This window comes from Bacillus pinisoli (assembly GCF_023036475.1).
Taxonomy (GTDB): Bacteria; Bacillota; Bacilli; order Bacillales; family SA4; genus Bacillus_BS; species Bacillus_BS pinisoli.
Genome location: NZ_JAJQKI010000005.1, coordinates 208,264 through 228,739 on the forward strand (window position 1 = coordinate 208,264; position 20,476 = coordinate 228,739).

Consider the following 20,476-nt stretch of genomic DNA (forward strand, 5'->3'; position numbering starts at 1 on the left):
ACTATATACATCATCCACTTTGTTTAAGAGGGGAGTTTTGCTCTATTTTTATTTGGCGATTCATCGCTATATACAAGACAGCTCCACTAATCAATAAAAGCGAGCTTGTGATAAAAAAGACCGCCGAGAAACCAAAGTAGGCTGAAATCATACCGCCCATAAAAGGACCCACAATGTTTCCTAAAAAGCGAAGGCTGGTATTGTAACCTAGAACTTCACCTTGCATGGCAATTGGTGCTTCTTGCCTAATATAGGCGACCCTGACAGGAATAATACCTCCTATGGCAATACCTAGGAAAAACCGGATGATTGTCAGCTGCCATATATTTGTGACAAACGCACCTGGCAAGTACACGATACCTGCTATAACGAGAAGAATAATAAGCACTTTAATATACCCAATGTTGTCAGCAAGTGCTCCCCATCTTCTCGTCATCATTAGATTTCCGAGTCCCGCTGCGGAAAAGACAATTCCTGAGAAAAAGGCTAAGTTTTCTGGACCGTGTAGCTCGCTAACGTATAGTGATAAGATCGGCTGAATACTGAAATGAGCAATTTGCACGAGAATGGAAATAAACATAACTGTCACAAAAACAGGATTTTGCGCAATATGAGCAAGTACCTCTCTTCTTGTAAATCGTTGGGAGGTTTCTGCTTTACTACCAATCTTGTATTCTTTCGTCGTGGTAACAAGAATAGCAGAGATGAAGATAAAGATGGATACAGACTGGAACGTAGCGGCAAATCCGATTGAGTCTGCTAGAACGCCACCAATCATAGGACCTAGCAATGCGCCTGTGATACTCCCCGTTTGAAGTGTCCCCATCACACGCCCTGCCATTTCCTTTGGCGTTTGAGTAGAAATATAGGCTTGCGATAAAGAGATGAATCCCGTACAAATTCCCATAAATAAGCGTAGAAAGAATAACTCACCTACACTATCCACAAATCCCATCAGAAATATAGATATTCCTAATAAAGTTGAGGTAAAAATTAAGATTTTCTTTCTACCGTACTGGTCACCTAATCTCCCCCAAATCGGTGAGAAAATGAAGGCGGTGACAAACGTAATCCCAAATGTCCAACCAGACCAATGCTGTACATACGTAGTAGAAAACTCTCCAAATGTATCAATGTACAACGATAAAAACGGTAATACCATGGTCATACTTCCTGCGATAAAGAAATTGGCAAACCACATGATGTACAAGTTTCTCTTCGCCATTTCCTTCTCTGTCATAAGACGCCACTTCTTTCTCCGTAGTATTTATTTCGCTTTACTAAATATTATGATACCGAAATAACTTCATGAATGAAATAGGTAATTTGTGAAACAATTTGTGAAACAATAAAATTCGGGTGGTGCCTGTCACCTGTCGCTCGCCAGGTGACAGGAGAAACTGCAACCTATATAATAATAAGAATATTCCAACATAATTGGAGGTCTCATAATGAACTTCACTGAAAAAGAAATAGAAATTTTAGAAATTCTTGAGAAGGATAGTCGCTTATCGGTTGATACGATTGCTAAGATGGTCGATCTGGAAGCGGAAATGGTTGCGGAGGTTATTAAAAAGTTTGAGGATTTAAAAGTCATTGCGGCTTATAATACAAAAATTAATTGGAGAAAGACTGACCGACGCGAGTTAGTGTCTGCGATGATTGATGTGAAGGTTTCTCCTAAAAGAGAAGTTGGCTTTGATGAGATTGCGGAGCGGATTTATCGTTATCCTGAGGTGAAATCTGTTTACCTAATGTCTGGTGCTTATGACTTGTCCGTTGTGATTGAGGGTGAGTCATTGTCAGAGGTCGGTAGATTTGTTTCTGAGAAGCTATCTACACTGGATTCGGTTCTTTCCACGACTACTCATTTTGTGATGAAGAAGTATAAGCATGATGGGGTTATTTTTGATGATGGTGAAAAAGACAAACGAATTGTGGTATCACCATGACCATGGATAAGACTCAGTTTCTTTCGAAAACGGTTACTGATCTGAAGCCTTCGGGGATTCGGCGTTTTTTTGAGTTGGCCTCTACGATGGAGGGTGTGATTTCGCTTGGTGTGGGTGAGCCAGACTTTGTTACGTCATGGTCGGTTAGAGAGGCGTGCATTCTTTCGCTTGAACAAGGTCATACTTCCTACACGGCAAATGCAGGACTAATTGAGTTGAGAAAGGAGATCTCTGCTTATTTACGGAATTCTTTTTCGGTTAAATATGCTCCCGAAGCAGAAGTGATGGTAACGGTCGGTGCAAGTCAGGCATTAGATTTAGCATTACGTGCCATCATTAATCCTGGGGATGAGATTATTATTGTGGAGCCTACTTTTGTTTCTTATGGACCTCTTGTCACCTTGGCTGGTGGAGTTCCTGTTGCTATTCAAACAAGACCAGAGGATGGCTTCAAGCTTCAGCCAGACCAAATCGAGGAAGTGATAACCGAACGAACAAAGGCCATTTTAATCTGTTCTCCTAACAACCCAACAGGTAGTCTTTTAAGTAAGGAAGAGCTAGTTAAAATAAGCGAGGTTGTCAAAAAACACAATCTACTAGTCATTTCGGATGAAATTTACGCTGAACTCTCCTATGACGAAGACTATACGAGTATGGCAAGTATAGATGGAATGTATGACCATACTATTTTAGTTTCCGGTTTTTCAAAAGGCTTTGCGATGACTGGATGGCGATTAGGATTTGTGGCTGCACCAAAAGAGATCTTACAAGCCATGCTGAAAATCCATCAGTACACCATGATGTGTGCACCTACCATGGCCCAGCATGCAGCGATAGAAGCACTACAAGGCGGAAAGCAAGACGTTCTTGAGATGAAAAAAAGCTACCGTCAACGAAGAAACTATATCGTTCATTCCCTAAATGAAATCGGTCTACCATGCCATATGCCAGGTGGTGCGTTCTACGCCTTCCCTTCCGTTATAAACTCTGGTCTCACATCGGAAGAATTCGCTGAACAACTACTCATGGAAGAAAAGGTTGCCGTCGTGCCAGGCAGCGTATTCGGGTCAAGCGGAGAAGGCTATATTCGTTGTTCGTATGCCTCAAGCCTTGATAGCCTACAAGAAGCCATTAAGCGAATGGGACGGTTTATGGAGAAGTATAATAAGTAGGATTGGTGCTGGGGATGGAAATTGGCATTAAAGAAGGAGCTAGCTTAGTGAGCTAGCTCCTTTATTGTGAAACATTCTGTGAAACAAGAAAATTCGGGTGGTGACAGGCACCTGTCAGTTTTACAGGCACCATTCAGTTTTTTTATTTTACCTCCAAGCAATCCAACGCCTTCTTCGCATTCTCCCTTGCCTCTTCTACCGAATCTGCAGTAGACAATGTAACTGCTACGCGTCGCCCTACTTTTGTCACTGGCTTTCCAAAGATACGCACTTGGGTTTGAGGGACAGCTAATGCTCCGTCTACACCTTCAATGGTATAGTCTGCTAGTTCTTCCGTTGCTTTTAGTGGGCGGCTGGCACCTGGTGTTACAAGTGTGATTTCTGGGATTGGGAAACCTAGGATGGCTCTTACATGTAATGCAAATTCTGATAGGTTTTGGGTTACTAGAGTAACTAAGCCTGTGTCGTGTGGTCGTGGTGAGACTTCACTGAAGTAGACTTGATCTCCAGAAAGGAATAGCTCTACTCCGAATAATCCGTATCCACCTAGCTCGTCTGTGATGGCTTTTGCTATTTTTTGAGCTTCTAAAATTTGCCCTTCTGTCATCGCATGTGGTTGCCAGGATTCAATGTAGTCGCCTTCTTTTTGAATATGACCAATTGGAGAGCAGAACATCGTCCCGTTTACGGCACGGACCGTTAGAAGTGTAATTTCCGATTCAAATGTAATAAATTCCTCAATGATGACTCTACCATTTTGAACACGGCCACCTTCCATCGCGATCTGCCAGCTCTTATTAACCTCTTCTGCTGAGCGACATACGCTTTGGCCTTTACCAGATGAGCTCATTAATGGCTTTACAACACACGGAAAGCCAATTTTATTTGTTCCCTCAAGGAATTCTTCATACGTATCAGCAAATTCATATTTAGCTGTTGGTAGGTTTAACTCTTCCGCTGCTAATCTTCTAATTCCTTCACGATCCATGGTTAGTTTAGCTGCTCTCGCTGTCGGAATTACGTTATACCCTTCTTCTTCAAGTTTCAATAGTTCTGATGTAGCAATTGCTTCAATCTCAGGCACAATTAAATCAGGCTTCTCTTTCTCCACCACTTCTCGTAACGCGACAGGATCTAGCATATCAATCACATAGCTTCGATGTGCTACCTGCATCGCTGGAGCATGCTCATAACGGTCAACCGCAACCGTCTCCACTCCAAGGCGTTGCGCTTCAATAATAACTTCTTTTCCTAATTCCCCTGAACCTAACAATAGAACTTTCTTTGGTATATACATTGCCATCCCCCTTTTTCATTCCGTACTATTCAACTTCATTATATACGAACTATATTAATATAAAAATAATAAATGTTCGTTTTTAATAATATTTCACGAAATAAATAGGGAACCTTTCCTTTTTAACCTCAAATTAACCGAACATAAAAAAAGACAACCCCACCAAAAGGATTGCCTTTTAATCATGCACATTCAAATCTATCGTTATATCTCTATTCTTAATAATATCTATAATAATTTCATGAAAAGATGTAGGAAAAAGCTGATTACCAATCTGGTAGAGTGGCAGCTCGTCTGCGACTAATACACTTTCACTCCTTGATAAGTCTACAAGACCAAATGCTTCTTCATTCTTTATAATTAAATAATACTTTCTCGTACCATCATCATCTGTGATGAGTATATCTCCCACGGTAGGCTTGGCCATCCCATCATATGCGTAAATAAACTCCATTCTCTCACCCCATTTTCGGTCTTTACATGTTTATATCTAGTTTGGACAAAAAAATAGATTTAAAAACGTGTATTTTAAAAATAGATGTAAGAATAATAGAGTGCATTTCTAAAATAAGGACCGTTAGTTGTTTTGCAGCACTAACAAGTGTATAGGGAACAAGATGTTTGTGGAGCAATTACGAAGTAAAAATCAAGAAGGTATTATATGTTGTTTTGTTGAAGTTTTCTTATATCCTTCTTATTCTTCAAATAGCATTCTTTCAGGAAAGATATAATTATCCATTCTCCCTTTTGACATTTATCTTATATCAACTAGTCAACGTTAATATAAGCATTGATCTTGGAATCCCCCCTTGTCATCACTCCTTTTTACTAGTAACATAGACTTGTAAATACATATTGGGCAAACTATCTGAAAAGGTAGGACGCAAAACTAAAGGGGCTACTTCAGCGATGAATTGCCAGCCAGTTGCATTCTAATGATAGAATCATGGCCCTGTTTTTAGGGCTTTTTTAGTTAGCATTCCATGCCCAATGAAACATGGAGGTGCAAAATGGGAGTAACGTATTCTGTTGCAAAAGCTCAATCCGCTTTGTTAGGTAAAGTCCAATTAGCGATGGCTAAGAAGACGATGGACGTAACCGAGCAAAAAGGTCAGCAGATGGTAGACATGTTAAAAACCGCTACTCATCCTACACTTGGAAAAAACATTGATATGAAGGCGTAATGAATAGGCACTCACCAAGAGTGCCTATTTTTTGATGCATTACATATGCTTTAAGTATCATTAATTTCCACTTATTCCCTCTTCCCATGCATATCTCCTCTCCTACTGAATATTGTGTAATAACTGGAGATATTAGGGGGATTTACGTGAAAAAGCTTACTAGCTTGATCATCTTTTTTTGTGGTCTGTTTCTTGGGACTTCCAGCATACAGGCCGAGGCGAGTGATCAGTTAATCATTATTAACAAATCTACAAATAAACTCGCTTTTTTCGAGAACGGAAAGGTTGTGCGTGTATTTAAAGTCGCTACTGGGAGGAGTGGGGACTATACGCCTGAGGGGACATTTCCGATAGTAAATAAGATTAAAAACAGGCCATATTATAAAGAGAATATTCCAGGTGGACATCCAAATAACCCACTTGGGGATCGATGGCTCGGCCTAAATGCTAGAGGAACGTACGGTACTACTTACGCTATTCACGGCAACGCTAACCCCGCTTCAATTGGCACTTATGCCAGTGCTGGTTGTGTTCGAATGTATGACGAAGAAGTTCGTTGGCTGTTTGACCATGTTAAGTTGCATACAAATGTCGTTATTACAAGATCCTCACAATCCTTTGAAGCAATTGCTGCATCCAAAGGATACACTCCATATAGTAAACTCACTTCTATATCCGTTGATCAATCTAGTCCTCAGCCTATCCACACAAAATTAATCGTATCTGCCAAAGCCAATTTGAAATCTCACTATCGCTTTTTTATTCTAGTAAATGGCGAATGGAAAGTGGTGCAAGATTACTCCACTTCGTCAAAACTTAATTGGAAGCCAGAAACACAAGGTTCTTATCAGATTAAAGTACAGGCAAAAAGTCTATCGTCTAAAAAAGAATTTGATGATGAAAAGGTTATTTCTTATGAGGTATTCGCTCCTGCCACTATCAAAGCATTCAAATCTAATTCAGACGGTCCACTTCCGACTAACTCCGACATCCATTTTTCAACCGCAACAGATGAAGAAACTAGCCTGTTCCAATATGAGGTCTTTGATGGAACGGCATGGTCTGTCTTACAGGAATATTCAAGTGAAGCTGGTTTCAATTGGAAGCCTGAACAGCCTGGCACTTATAAAGTGAGGACTCGAGTAAAGCATTCCATTTCTCAAAATGAATTTGATGACGAACGAGAGCTTGAAATCACTATTTTTAAGCCGGCTAGTTTGACCGTGTTACAAGCGGATTTAGAGAGTCCACAGCCTATTCATACTGTCATCAACGTTTCCAGTAAAACCAATCAAGATGCATCGGTCCTTTATAAATTTGATGTGTACGATGGCGAGAACTGGCGCACGATTCAAGATTACTCGACATCTGCAATGGTTGAGTGGAAGCCCGATATATCTGGGATATATCAGATCAAAGTGCAGGCAAAACATGAACTGAGTAAAGAAGAATTCGATTCTGAGGAAGTTATTTCCTACCAAATCTATCAGCCTGCACGTGTTGAAGGACTATTTTCTAACTCAAAAGGTATCCAACAGTCTCAGCATTCAATTGAAGTGGAGACTATTCATAAGGAAGAAGTTTTGTACCGCTTCTCCCTTTTTACCGGAACTAAATGGGTGATTTTACAAGACTATTCATCCAGCCACCAGCTAAAATGGAATCCAGAGATGTCTGGCATGTACCTGGTGAAAGTAGAAGTAAAACACACTCTTTCTGACCAAGAGTATGATGATGCCCATGAAATTCCTTTTATTATCTATCATCATGGTTATGCACAGGCTGTGTTAACTTATCAGCAAGGGCCGAAGAGAAGTGGACCTTTCCTTGTTCAAAGAAGCAAATTATAATGGAAAGAAGACCGTGGCTCGCTGCTCACGGTCTTTTGTTTTCACTCATTGCAAAACTGCATTTTATCACCTAAAATATAACTAGTAAACCTAGATTTGTAAACAGTGAGGACTTTATATTGAGTAAACTAGCATCAAGTAGAATTTATCTAATCGGATTAACGGTTACTGCCCTAGTATGTTTTTACTATCATATTTCAATCCCCAATCTTTCAACCTTCTTAGATTGGTTATTTTTCTTCCTTCTTGTAGTCATTATTTTGCTTACCAATCATTATAAGATCTATTTCCCACCGAAGGGAAACAGCCTCTCAACTGATACAGCTATTTATTTAGCCTCCATTTATTTATATGGTATTGAATATTCCTTAGCTCTATTGTTAGTTACTAGTTTTGTTTTTGCTCTTTATTGGAGAAAAGCTGCCCTATGGAAGCATCTTTTTAACTTTAATATGTATATATTTTTATTAATCGGGGCTTTTTACAGTTTTACACTTACTGGTGGTATCGTTGGCTTAACTGAGTTTGCAAATATACTGCCTTATATTACTTCCCTGCTAAGTTATTACGTCATTAATTTTATTATTTTAGGTTTATACTTTCACTTTGCTTCAGGGGGAAGTGCTTTTCAGATATTTAAGGAACTTTTGAAGGATACGTACTCCACGTATCTCGTCATTTTTTCTTTAGCCATCATATTAACCATTTTGCTTCAATCTCATCCTTTTATGGGTCTTTTGATATTTGGCTTTGTGATGGTTTCACTTTCTTTAATCCTAATAGAGTATCAGACCCTTTATGAAGAAGGCATTAAAGATAAAGCCTACCGAGAGCATATCTTCAACTCCTTACCGATTGGAGTTGTCACCATTGATGATTATCAATCGTCCGTTACTCTCAACCAGAATAGTAAAACTATTTTGGGTCTTGAGCCGGACGATATAAAGAAAGGTGAAAAAAAGGAAGAGAATGAAGACTTCTGGCGCTTTGTATCATCCGGAGAAAATCTTCAGAACGTGAAGCTTCCTTACAAAGGAGATCAAGACTATTTATTATTAGCTTCACAATCCACTCTGTTGAATCAATATCAACAAAACATAGGGAAAATCCTTTCATTTATTGATATTACGGAGACAGAAGAGCTTCAAAAACGCATCCATCAGTCCGAAAAATTAGCTCTACTAGGGGAGCTCTCAGCCGGTGCAGCACACGAAATTAGAAATCCGTTAACAGTCATTCAAGGGTTCCTTTCGTTAATCTACGAGGACTTCTCTGAAGAAAAAAGAAACCAGTACCAGCTTCCACTATTGTTAAAAGAGTTTGAACGTATTAACTCAATTATTGAAGAGATGCTTCTCTTAGCTAAGCCTGGTGCTCCTGTTTTAATAGAGACCTACCTAGCGGACATAGTTGAAGAAATCATACCTCTATTTGGTCAAGAGAACATTCAATTTGACGTCCAGTTAGATCGTACGCTTCTTTTACTTGATACAAAGCAGATGACACAGGTTGTATATAATCTCATTCGCAACAGCTGTGAAGCAATTGGCGAGACCACTCAGGGGACCATTACTATCTATTCAAAAGTACTTCATGATGCTTACGAGCTATACATTCAAGATACTGGCTCCGGAATTCCTGAGGAATTACAAAAGAAGATATTTGAGCCCTTCCTAACACTAAAAGAATCAGGAACCGGTCTCGGCTTGACCATCGTTCAACGTATAATTGAAAATCACCTTGGTTCTATTAAACTAGTTTCTAGTCAAACTAATGGAACTACTTTTATGATCAGGCTTCCACGGCCTACTGCTAACTAGCACTGTTATTAGTGCTAGTTTTTTCATGAAAAAAAATAAACCTTGTGATATCACAAGGTTTATTTTCGTTACCCCAACCAATCCATTAACTCTTCTTCAAACCACCAGATTTTACCGAATTCTAATACATACGAAATCGCTTCTGACTCGTCACCAAAGCCTATATATTCCGGTGGAGCCTTTGGTAGTTTCTTCTTTTTATTTAAGTAAGGTAAGACGTGAGGATTCACATCTAATGCATGGTTCAGTAAGGACTTTAGATTTTTGCTAATCCCTTTTGTAAAGTACTCGAGCAATACTTTTCCATAGGCAGTAAAGGCATCCTCTTCTTGGTTAAATTGTTTGAAAAGCTTATTAATTTTGTCATACTGGTCGGTGACAAAATAGGCTTTCAAAAGATCGTATCGAATTCCTTGGCTGTCATTAGGATTTAACTCTAGCATTTCTTCAAAGTGTACAATGGCTTCTTCTGGTCGTAATAACTCCATTAGTAAAGTAGCTAATGCTTGTCTAACACGCATGTATGGTCTAGTTTCTAGTAAGCCCCAGAAGTACCCTTTATTTTCTTTAAAGTAATCCTTACCTAGTTTTAGCTCTCCAGCTTTTAAAGCCACATCCAATATCGTTAAGGACTTAAGTGCGTCTGTTTCAATTTCAGCTAATAAAAGAAAGGCGTCCAAACACTTCGGGTCAAGCTCTAACGCCTTCGTTGCCAGCTGTTTTTTTTGTTTTACTGACTTTACTTCAAGAGCTTTATAGATGAGTTCTTGGGCTTGAGCCTCCTCAGATTGGCCAAAAGGTCCAAATGCCTCATCGTCATCCCAAAGATCCTCCTCATCATCCAAGCTATCCTCTAACGCATCAAGGAGCATTTCTTGAAGTGAGTACAATTCATCCTCAAGAACTTGTTCCATTTCTCTTACCTTCGAGGACAAGCTGTTTACCGAAACACCAAATTGTTTCGCCATTTCTTTTTTGGTCATGTGCTCCGGTAACAAGGCTGAATCTACTAGGAATTGAATGGATGCAGCATAGAGCAATGGATTTTGAATTCGCTTTGGTTGCTTGATTTGACAATATTTATACCAAAGAGTAACGGCTAGGGTGACAAGTGCTGGTGGCGCGTCTAAAGATTCAAAGTTTTCGAGAATAAGGTTCGCCACTTCTTGGTGCTGCTCATCCTCCCACTCTAGATCTTTTACTAGTTCCTCAGCAGTACCAAAGAAAAGTGTACCTAGAATCTCCACAAAGTTTTCATTAAAGAAGGTGCGTGTATCTCCTGATGCATCACGTTCGTAGATGGCTTTTATAGCCTTTTCCGCATGATAAGCATCCTCGTCTTTGAAGTTCAATACTTCTGTAAAAATCGTATAGCTTGAACCATAGGGTACAAAGTAACCGAATAAAAGTTCATTGATGTCGAAGTCTCTTTCCTGTAATAAAGTGATCGTTCGCTTCTTATTCGTCAGGATTTCAGTCATCTCGAAATGGATTGGTGACTTTTGCTCAACAACCCGCACAAGCGAAGCAAAGCCTTCTTTCCAAGACCTCACAATCTCCTTCGTTCGCTGTCTCTTTATTTGTTTCCATGGTCAATCAGATAATCTTCAATGGCTTTTTCATAGCTAAATAGGCAATTTAATGCAAGGAAATGTTCAAGAATATGTACGGCCTCTTCCGGTAATTCTTCGGTAGGATAACTAGATACCGCTTCTTCCACTTCGTCCTCAAACTCTTCATAAGCAAAATAGAGCATCTCCTCCTGCTGAATGGCTAATTCAGATGAAAGGATATCTGTTAACTGTGTTGGTTGATTCTGCTGACAGCATTTTTTATACTTTTTTCCACTTCCACAAGGACATGGTTCATTCCTACTCATGGTCTTCATACAATCATGCCTCTCCCTATATTTATGTATCTCCATTTTATCATTATTGCTAGATTTATAAACTTTTATACTAGCATTTTCAGACAAAAAAGGTACCCCTTTAAGGATACCTTTTCGTCACTAGTTCTGATTTCCATCCACTAAATTAAGATTCCATTCATTCAGTTCCTGGCCGTCTACTAATAGCTTTCCATTGTTAATCGTGAACGGCTTGTGATAGTAGGTAGGTTGAACATAGTTATCAATAAATGCTAACTGATATTCACCGTCTGGCAATCTAAATTGGAAGGTTCCATCCTCTCTAATCCAGCTCTCATAATAGTTACCTTGTTGAGATGTAATAGATACATAACCATTCGTTACTAGCTGTTCTCCGTTATAAACGACACCAGCTACGGTTACAGGTGGAACAACAAGGTCTAACGTCTCTAGATGCTCCCCATTCACATATAGTAAGCCGTCTTGAATCGAAAACTCAGTTTGTGGGTAATACACGGTTCCATCCTCTAAATAAACATGATAGATTTGGTAATGACCATCTGGTAAACGGAATTTAAAAATTCCCTCTTCATTTACCCAACCACTAAAGTAAAGTGGAAAATCTGCTTCACCTACAGACATAATATTAATATACGCCCAAATAGGCTGGTTATCTCCTGATAGTGTGCCTGTTAATGTGACAGGTGGGATGGTTAATTCTAGCGTATCTACTAATACACCATCTACATAGGTTTGACCATTTTGAATGGTAAAATTCTGATCCATGAAAGAACTTGTTCCATCATCCGAATAGATGGAATCTAGCTTATATTCTCCATCTGCTAGTCTCATTGAAAAAGTCCCATCCGCACCAATCCAATTCCAATAATAGTTTCCATCCGCTGAAGATACGGACACTCCACCACCTGCTAGTGGCTGGTCTCCATCCATCACTAACCCCTTTAAGCTGACTGGGGGGACTTGAAGCTCCAGCATTGACAGTTGCTGACCACTCACATATAGCTTTCCAGATACAATATCAAACTCAAAAGCTAGTGAGAAGTCACTACCTTCTTCATATAAATAACCACTCACGATCTTGTAATGACCATCAGTTAACCTAAGTGAGTAGATTCCATTCTCATCTGTATTTGCATAGTACCAGTGAGTAAAACCATCCTCACTTACCTGCTCTAAATGAATGCCACCATGCATGGCAATCCCATTGTCAACTAAAGTCCCTTTAAATGTGACAGGTGGTAAGGAGATGTTAATGGATTTTTTCATTACCCCATCCTGAACCATCTTACCATTCAGAATCTCAAAATTGATTTCTACCGACGTTCTTCGGTTATACTCATCTACCGAAACAATACGATAGTGTCCATCAGGGAGGCGATACTCAAAATTCCCCTTACGATCAACTGTTGGAGTAAAAAAACCTACATGGTCACCCTCAGTTGTATAGCCTTCTATTTCTACATAGGCATTCGTAATGGGATTTTTCCCCTCCGTTACCTTTCCTTTAAGATTTAATGCCGGCACTGTTATATCTAAAGTTGTAATTTTTTCGCCTTCTTTGTATAAGTCTCCATTTACTACATCAAATTTCATTAAATGCCAAGCATGAAATGTTTCGTGCCATACACTGATTGCATAAGAACCATCTGTTAAGGCTCTTAGTGTGAATTCGCCTTTTTTATTTGTAAGGGCGTATTCAATTGATTCGAAATGATAGTCTTCTTCATTTATTACTTTTTCTAGTTGGACCCCAGCTCCAGCTAGTGATGTCGAGCCATCTGCCACTTTCCCTTTGTACAAGATATCAGGTAATGTAATGGTAATCTCTTGTTGAAGTTCACCTTCTATATACACTTGATTTCCTTCTACTGTAAAATATTGCATATACGTGTATCCACCACGTTCTTGTTCAATGGTAAAGAGTAGATAGTTTCCGTCTGGTAGAAGTGCGGAAAACTCCCCCTTCTTATTGGTTGGTACCATATAAATTTCTTCCTCATAATCACTTGTGTATCTTGATATAATAAGGTTTCCTTGAATGCCAGAATGATTGTCTGTCAGTACCCCTGTGAAGTTACCGTTAGCTTGGAGCTTTGGTTGTTTAGATTTTAATTTCTTTGAGATTTGAATTGACTTTGACACTTTACCTTTTTTCACTGAAAAAACTTCATTCGTTCCATACCAAGAGTCATTTTTACGAATCCCTTTTAGTGAATATAGTCCGTCTTTAAGTTTTGTTTTAAATTTTCCACTTGCATCTGTCACTGCATGAAATGACTTTTTCGGATTGTCTTTTGACTGAATGAGAATGGTACTGTTTTTAAGAAGTGTTCCTTCATCTTGAATGGTTGCTTCTACTAGACTTTCACTCATTTCTACCTTACTCGGCTTACTTGAAGCTTGTGCACTGATAGTACTACTGAAAAACAAGAAAGCTGCTACTACGATAAACCAACGATTTCTCATCCTATTTCCTCCTATATGTAGGTAAAAGTTGAACCATTACTCCTTCCTAAAAAAGTAAAAATCCATTGTAGCAAGCTAGAATATTCGTCGTATTTACAATAAATTCCTGTAGCTTATCGTGATAGACTCAAATTTTTATTTCGACAACATTTTCACTCTCCTTTCTTTCACTTTACTGAATAATGTCTCAAATCAATTTTTTCTAACACCTAATTGAGGTATAATAAAGGAATGATTATTTTTTGATTCGATTAAGGGAAACGTGGTGAACATACATGCTTCAAAGCGATCTAATAAAAGAACAGCTTCTCTATTGTGCGAATGAGATTAAAACGGAGCTTAGCCCTGAGATTGATTATGACCGGGACCGGATGAAAAAGGGGTTAAACTTATACCGTCAAGGTCGTGTCTATAATGTGGTGACAGAGGAACGATTTATTGAGGCGAAGGTACAAGAGGAAGAAGTATTTGATGTCACGCTTGATTTAGATGTGTTTGTTTTAAGTCAGTGCTCCTGTTCAACTGGTGGAATTTGCCGCCATAAACTAGCTGTCTTTTTCTATGCCTATGCGTTAGTTGACCGTGTTGGAGTATTTTTCCAAGAATGGAAAGAGAACAAGAAGGTCGTTATAACTAAAAACAGGTCTAAAGTACTAGGCGGAGAGGAAGAAGAGCAAACCGAACTAGTTGGAGAAAAAATAGGAGGCTGGTATTCATTTTTTAAGAAGGAATACCATGTATATAAGGAAAAAGAGAAGAATAACCGATTTTCGTTCAATGCTATGTTTCAATTTGAATCTATTTATAAGGATTTTTTTAACAAGCTACGTGGGAAAGCGCCTCAAGTACCTTATATGAGAGAACTGTTTATTATTCATGCTGCTAGTTTTTCAATGCAAAAGCTCGTAGAGGAATCCGAACAATCTAGATTATCGCTTGGAAGCAAAGATAACTATGTCTATCCGTACGTAAATCAGTTAGTGGATGTCATTCATGACAGACTTAATGACCTGAAAAAGCTTGCCTTCCCACTCTCAGGTGAATCCTTGCTGGTTGAAACAAAAGAGAAAATCAGTCAGCTTCTTTATTGTGGCAATGAGTATCAGTATGAACGGTTAATCTCTTATTTCATGGTATGGATTACCTTGTTACATCGTAAAAACTGGATTCATGAAGAGCAAAAAATACTTCTTCAGAAACAAGAACAGTTTATTGCGAGAAAACAGTCTCAAGCAGTAGACTGCCAGTTTGCCCTTGCCCATATGGCCTATCTTGAGAAAAAGGATCAGCAAGCCATTGAGCTGCTATCAAAAATTCAAGGTAATTATATTAAATTTTGCTTTTTCTGGGCCGGCACGTTAAGCCTAACGAAGGAATGGAATCGGCAAAGTATCTGGCTAAATCACTCGCTTGAGCTTTTAAAAAACTATAACCAGCTCATGATGGATTACCACTCTAAGCGCAATATGACACGCCAGTTTCTACCTCTTTTCGCTGAGCATGCTGATGAAACTAACAAGCCTGACGCGTATACGGAAGCTATGAAATCCCTACTTCCTTATAGCTTTATAGAATATAACGACTTTCTTATTGATGAAGAGGACTATCAAACTTGGGCTGACTTACAAATGCTCGTTGGTTATGATATCTCAGATCAAAGTCGAGAGTTGATTAAACATATTGAAAAGACGGACCGCCGAATTTTACTGCCCCTATATCACCGTGCAGTTAATGACGCGATTGCGCAAAAATCAAGACCAGCCTATAAGCAAGCCATTCGCTATTTAAAAAAGCTTCGCACTCAATATCGTCAGTTAAAGCTAATGACAAAATGGGATGCTTATATTGAACGATTGGCTCATGAACACAAGCGTTTACGTGCGTTTCAAGAAGAATTAGAGAAAGGAAAGCTACTTCATGATTGAGATTAAGCCCTTAATTGGTAAAGCAGAATACGTAGACTCCAAAGGTATCTTTATTTGGGTAGAGAATGAGCAGGGCCGAGACCTCAGTACCGATGAGTGGAAGGATGCCGCATTCGCTCGCCATGAAGCTTCCTTTTACGGAACTTTTGTCAAAAAGATGGACTGGAAACGATACGAGGGGATCCTACTTTCCCCTTGGATGGCACTGGACTATTTTTCTGCGCCTCATTACAATAGTTTATTTCCTCTCGAATGGGACGGACAGGCCATTCAGTTTCGACATGTGGCTTCTACCTTAATGGATGCTATTGAAAACGGGGATTTCATGCCTGATTTTGACGAGTGGAAAGCAGGAAAAATTGGCTGGAAGCACACGAAGATCGAGTTATTTGATACGGAAAAACAATGGTTTAGTGCAGCTCTTCAAGAGTATATGGAAAGTGACGAAGAATTACTGCAACTTTATCATGAACTCCAAGCACGCTATCCTCTTCTAAAACGAGGTGGTGTGGCAGTAGATGAAGACGATTGGCTGTTGAAGATTGGCTGGAAGGAAGATGCATCGAGATTCCGAGTTGGCCTGCAGCTAGAAGAGCCTGTCGAGGAAGGCTTTGATTGGCAATTAAATGTGATTTTACGCGATAAAGAAAATCCAGATGAGGTGTTGTTGGCTCATGAAATTCGTGAGCTTGATCAAGACGATACCGAAGCGATACATAAAGCAGTGGAACGAATTACGAATATGATTCCTTGGCTGCAAGGAGAAGCTGGCTTGAAAACAGCGCTGTCTGAAATTGAATCCTTTGAATTTTTAACAGAAGCAAGTACTGTTTTAACAAGTGCCGGTATTGAAATTCTTCTTCCCGCTTGGTGGCAAACGATTAAGGATTCTCAGCTGGCGTTAAAGGCTAGAGTCAAAAACTCCCCTAGTTCGTCTAGGCAATCTTTTGTTGGGATGAATGCCATTATCCAGTACGACTGGCGCTTATCTACCAATGGGATTGATATTTCAGAAGAGGAATTTACCAAGCTTGTTGATGAAAAAAGAAGACTGATTAATATAAGAGGTCGTTGGATTAGATTGGATCCTGGGTTTATTAAACAAGTTCAAACGATCATGCAAAAAGCTAATCGGGAGGGTCTTCGTTTTTGGGATGTTCTTGAGCAGGAGCTGATGGATGAAGACCGCGAGAAAAGCGTGGATGAACTAGAGAGCACGCAGCTTTTCCGTCATATTCAAATTGAGTTAAATGAACAGATGGCAGGCATGATTAAGAAGCTGACAGAAGTAAAACAGCTCCCTCCTATTGAAGTCCCAGCTAGTTTACATGGTGAGCTTCGCCCCTACCAGAAACACGGTGTGGAATGGATGTTGTTTCTACGAAGCTTTGGATTCGGCGCTTGCTTAGCCGATGATATGGGACTTGGTAAGACCGTTCAGATGATTACCTATTTCCTATATGTGAAGGAAAAAAAGAAAACGAAGCAGCCAGCCTTAATTATTTCACCAACCTCCGTTCTTGGAAACTGGCAAAAGGAATTGGAAAAGTTCGCTCCATCTCTAAAGGTGTACTTACACTATGGCTCTAACCGTAAAAAGGATAAAGCTTTTCAACAGGCGATCAAACGAGCTGATATCGTCATTACTTCCTATGGCCTTGCTCATTTGGATGTGGAAGAGCTGCAAGAGGTTAAATGGAGCACAATTTGTATTGATGAGGCACAAAACATTAAAAATGCGGATACGAAGCAGTCTCGTTCGGTACGAAGTTTACAAGGTGAACATCATATAGCTTTAACCGGAACACCGATGGAAAATCGACTTTCTGAGCTATGGGCTATTTATGATTTTATTAATAAAGGGTACTTAGGAAGTCTGGCACAGTTTCATCGCCGCTTTGTTATTCCGATTGAACGTGATCAGGAAGAAGAAAGGGTTCGACAGCTTCAACGGATGATCCGTCCATTCTTACTGAGAAGAACAAAGAAGGACGAAGATGTTGCACTAAATCTTCCTGACAAGCAAGAGCAAAAGGAATATTGTGCCCTGACAATTGAGCAGGCTTCCTTATATGAACAACTAGTTAAGGATACTTTCTCACAGATCGAGACGTTAGCTGGCATGCAGCGTAAAGGCCTTGTGTTAAAAATGCTTAGTAAATTGAAGCAAGTTTGTAATCATCCTAGCCTTTATTTAAAGGAAGAGCAGCCGAGAGATATTTTAACACGCTCCAACAAGATGGAGAAGCTAGCCGAGCTTGCCAGTCATATTAATGAACAAGAGGAAAGCTGCATTATTTTTACTCAATATATCGACATGGGGAATATGATTAGGTCCTACTTGGAAAAGGAATTTAATCAAAAGGTACGTTTTTTACATGGTAGCACCTCAAAGACTGAGCGTGACCGGATTATTCAAGATTTTCAAGATGGTAAGCAACGCTTCTTAATTCTATCGTTAAAAGCTGGTGGAACTGGTCTCAACTTAACGGCAGCGAACCACGTCATTCATTATGATCGTTGGTGGAATCCTGCGGTTGAAAACCAGGCGACAGACCGAGCTTATCGTATTGGCCAGACGAAATTCGTGCACGTTCATAAGCTGATTACATCCGGGACATTAGAGGAAAAGATTGATGATATGCTCGAGAAAAAGCAGCAGCTGAACGATGAAATCATTCAAAGCGAAGGCTGGATTACCGAGCTTTCGACTAGAGATCTCCATGAACTATTCTCACTAAGAGCAGATTGGAGCGAGTAACTAGATGGTGAAAAAGCGTAAAGAAGAAGTAGTGAAGATTGAAAATCCGAAGCACCGCGATAAAGCAAAGGAATGGCAAGAGCTTTATGAAGCACTGTCTAAAAAAGTGAAGGAAAAATAGAATGATCCCCTGTCCTCGTTTGGATAGGGGATTACTTTTTGGTGGTTGTGAAGATGATGTACAGCAGGATTCCAGTTAAGGCGCCGACACTGTCGATCATGACATCATGGATAAGTGGTGTTCGGTCACCTGTAAAATGCTGATGAAGCTCATCTGACACCGCATAGAGAAAGGTGAAGATGAATGATGTTAATAAGCCCGTTTTGGGGCGGTTTTTAAGAAACGTTTGTAATGAAGCACGGATGGTAAAGAAACCTAGTAAAAAGAAGATTCCAAAATGAGCACCTTTTCTGATGAAAAACTCAATAAAGGATGCTGCACCAAGGTGATCGACACTTACTAGATAGCCGGCGTAGTCAAAGGCTATCCAGCCAAAGGCAGCTTGTATCCACTCTTCATTAATAAAGTCTATCATAAATGGTTTCACGTCCTGCTGCTGATAGGGCTGGGAGGAAAACCAAAAGATGATGCCTGCGATGAGGATGACAGGGATCCAGTGTTTGAAATGGTTCATGGTTTTTTCACCTTTGTTTGTTTTTTGGAGTATGGTTTTGTTTGCCGGATGTAGTCGTTCACGCATAAAATGAGAAGATTGCGCATAAATTTGATTTTTCGTGCATATATTTCAAATTTCGTGCATAAGTTTCTATGTTTCACGCATATATCTCAAATTTCACGCATAAACAGTTATTGGGCCTATTCTCATGATACTTCCTACCTTAGAAAAACCTGATTCTATCTAATTTAGGATTGAAAACAATAGTAAAAGTCTACTATAAACCCCAAAAATAAAAAAGCCTACTCTTTTTTGAGCAGGGCAACAGCATCATTTATAGAAGATGTCGTAAAATTTTGATCCAACCGAATAAGGAAATCCATAAAGGAATACTAAGGCCAATTCCCCATAGCATCCCGACAGAGAAATTCTCTTTGTAGTCAAACTCCATACGTATCACTTCCCGAGGGCTTTTTATTAGGTATACCCAAGGGACAAGAAAAGTATTCCCATTTCCTATGACTAACTATTTTTTCTCTAATTTGTTCACCTTTCTTTTTACGTCTTCTACTTCACTGAACAGCAGATTGACGTCTGCCTCTGTATCTGTCACTCTTCTTCCCAAGTCTCTTCTTATAGAAGTGAATCCTTCTGTAATTAATGTCATATGGTGCTTCATCATGTCTTTGATCTCATCTTGGCCTTGCTCTAGTCGTTGTTGGCCTTCTTCCAGCGTAGTGAGCCTTCCTTCTGTTCGTTGCTGGCTCGCTTCTAACCTCTTTTGCCCCTCTTCTAGGTTGTTGAGTCTGCCTTCTGTTCGTTTTTGACTTTCTTCTAGGCGCATCTGCCCTGCTTCCAAACGGTGTTGACCCTCTTCTAACGTAGTAAGCCTTCCTTCTGTTCGTTGCTGGCTCGCTTCTAACCTCTTTTGCCCCTCTTCTAGGTTGTTGAGTCTGCCTTCTGTTCGTTTTTGACCTACCTCTAGGCGTTGTTGGCCCTCCTCAAGATTAGTGAGCCTTCCCTCCGTGCGCTTCTGACCCTCCTCTAATTTTACTAACCTTGTATTCGCTTGTTCTTGTCCCTTTTCTAGAGAGTCTAATCGATCATTCGTTATTTTTTGACCTTGCTCAAGATTTCCTAGTCTAGTATTTGTTTGCTCCTGCCCGGTTTGTAGTTGGTCTAACTTATTAATGATTAATTTTAGTTGATCACTCATCGCCACACATCCTTCATTTGTTATTATTGTACAAAGTAAAAGTAGATAATCAAGGGTTAAAACTTGAACCTCACATTATTTTTGGAGCTAAAAAAACTAGCCAACATTGTGGCTAGTATCAAAAATGGGGACCTGCCCGTATTCAAACGAGTAGGTAGTAGAGAGAGCTCTTCTAAGAGCTTTTATTGATTCTATATATTGAGGAATATTAGAGGGTTTATTTTCGTCGAGTAAAGCCATTACACTGCCTTTACATCACTCCTTTCCTGGTCCTTTTTATTAGGGTCTTTTCGTATATATTGTTGCTTTCAATACTAGTATAATGTCT

15 protein-coding genes and 1 riboswitch are annotated in these 20,476 nt (G+C 39.6%); of the genes, 7 read left to right on the plus strand and 8 right to left on the minus strand.

What is annotated here, in order from left to right; translation table 11 throughout:
* Positions 1–10 precede the first annotated feature (10 nt).
* Positions 11–1,240 (minus strand): MFS transporter, encoded by a 1,230-nt coding sequence (locus LT143_RS10050; RefSeq protein WP_246942839.1) that lies wholly within the window; start codon positions 1,238–1,240, stop codon positions 11–13.
* A gap of 211 nt (positions 1,241–1,451) precedes the next feature.
* Between LT143_RS10050 and LT143_RS10055 the strand changes: the two genes are divergently transcribed.
* Both LT143_RS10055 and LT143_RS10060 read left to right on the plus strand, forming a co-directional pair.
* Positions 1,452–1,952, plus strand: coding sequence for an Lrp/AsnC family transcriptional regulator (locus LT143_RS10055; protein WP_246942840.1), 501 nt, complete (start codon positions 1,452–1,454; stop codon positions 1,950–1,952).
* A 2-nt stretch (positions 1,953–1,954) separates the two neighbouring features.
* A complete protein-coding gene (locus tag LT143_RS10060; protein ID WP_246942873.1) occupies positions 1,955–3,124 on the plus strand; it encodes an aminotransferase in 1,170 nt (389 codons plus the stop codon).
* Between the two features lie 142 nt (positions 3,125–3,266).
* Here the strand turns inward: LT143_RS10060 and purT are convergent, their stop codons facing one another.
* A complete protein-coding gene (purT, locus tag LT143_RS10065; protein WP_246942841.1) occupies positions 3,267–4,421 on the minus strand; it encodes a phosphoribosylglycinamide formyltransferase 2 in 1,155 nt (384 codons plus the stop codon).
* A gap of 178 nt (positions 4,422–4,599) precedes the next feature.
* Complete coding sequence (locus LT143_RS10070) at positions 4,600–4,875, minus strand: hypothetical protein (protein WP_246942842.1); 276 nt, start codon at positions 4,873–4,875, stop codon at positions 4,600–4,602.
* 394 nt (positions 4,876–5,269) lie between these two features.
* Positions 5,270–5,354: riboswitch (cyclic di-GMP riboswitch) on the plus strand.
* A 77-nt stretch (positions 5,355–5,431) separates the two neighbouring features.
* On the opposite strand from LT143_RS10070, the gene LT143_RS10075 reads away from it, so the two are divergent.
* The 3 genes from LT143_RS10075 to LT143_RS10090 all read left to right on the plus strand — a co-directional run bounded on the left by LT143_RS10075 (position 5,432) and on the right by LT143_RS10090 (position 9,275).
* Positions 5,432–5,605 carry a YjfB family protein gene (locus LT143_RS10075; protein WP_246942843.1) on the plus strand — a complete coding sequence of 58 codons (174 nt, stop codon included), beginning with the start codon at positions 5,432–5,434 and terminating at the stop codon, positions 5,603–5,605.
* Positions 5,606–5,751: 146 nt separating this feature from the next.
* The gene (locus tag LT143_RS10085; RefSeq protein WP_418909823.1) at positions 5,752–7,455 is read left to right on the plus strand and encodes a triple tyrosine motif-containing protein; all 1,704 of its coding nucleotides are present in this window, start codon (positions 5,752–5,754) and stop codon (positions 7,453–7,455) included.
* Positions 7,456–7,574: 119 nt separating this feature from the next.
* Positions 7,575–9,275 (plus strand): two-component system sensor histidine kinase NtrB, encoded by a 1,701-nt coding sequence (locus LT143_RS10090; protein WP_246942844.1) that lies wholly within the window; start codon positions 7,575–7,577, stop codon positions 9,273–9,275.
* A 68-nt stretch (positions 9,276–9,343) separates the two neighbouring features.
* On the opposite strand, the gene LT143_RS20565 is transcribed toward LT143_RS10090, so the two are convergent.
* The 3 genes from LT143_RS20565 to LT143_RS10105 form a co-directional block, all read right to left on the minus strand.
* Positions 9,344–10,828, minus strand: a complete 1,485-nt coding sequence (locus tag LT143_RS20565; protein ID WP_246942845.1) for a tetratricopeptide repeat protein — start codon at positions 10,826–10,828, stop codon at positions 9,344–9,346.
* 23 nt (positions 10,829–10,851) lie between these two features.
* Positions 10,852–11,154: a YecA family protein gene (locus tag LT143_RS10100; protein WP_246942846.1), complete on the minus strand. Its 303-nt coding sequence runs from the start codon at positions 11,152–11,154 to the stop codon at positions 10,852–10,854.
* 129 nt (positions 11,155–11,283) lie between these two features.
* Positions 11,284–13,629 carry an MSCRAMM family protein gene (locus LT143_RS10105; RefSeq protein ID WP_246942847.1) on the minus strand — a complete coding sequence of 782 codons (2,346 nt, stop codon included), beginning with the start codon at positions 13,627–13,629 and terminating at the stop codon, positions 11,284–11,286.
* A gap of 275 nt (positions 13,630–13,904) precedes the next feature.
* Between LT143_RS10105 and LT143_RS10110 the strand changes: the two genes are divergently transcribed.
* Together LT143_RS10110 and LT143_RS10115 are read left to right on the plus strand one after the other, a co-directional pair.
* Positions 13,905–15,554, plus strand: a complete 1,650-nt coding sequence (locus LT143_RS10110; RefSeq protein ID WP_246942848.1) for an SWIM zinc finger family protein — start codon at positions 13,905–13,907, stop codon at positions 15,552–15,554.
* Positions 15,547–18,315, plus strand: a complete 2,769-nt coding sequence (locus LT143_RS10115) for a DEAD/DEAH box helicase (protein ID WP_246942849.1) — start codon at positions 15,547–15,549, stop codon at positions 18,313–18,315. Before LT143_RS10110 ends, LT143_RS10115 begins: the two co-directional genes overlap by 8 nt.
* 152 nt (positions 18,316–18,467) lie before the next feature.
* On the opposite strand, the gene LT143_RS10120 is transcribed toward LT143_RS10115, so the two are convergent.
* Both LT143_RS10120 and LT143_RS10125 read right to left on the minus strand, forming a co-directional pair.
* The gene (locus LT143_RS10120) at positions 18,468–18,950 is read right to left on the minus strand and encodes a VanZ family protein (protein WP_246942850.1); all 483 of its coding nucleotides are present in this window, start codon (positions 18,948–18,950) and stop codon (positions 18,468–18,470) included.
* Between the two features lie 508 nt (positions 18,951–19,458).
* A complete protein-coding gene (locus tag LT143_RS10125) occupies positions 19,459–20,148 on the minus strand; it encodes a hypothetical protein (RefSeq protein WP_246942851.1) in 690 nt (229 codons plus the stop codon).
* Between the last annotated feature and the right edge of the window lie 328 nt (positions 20,149–20,476).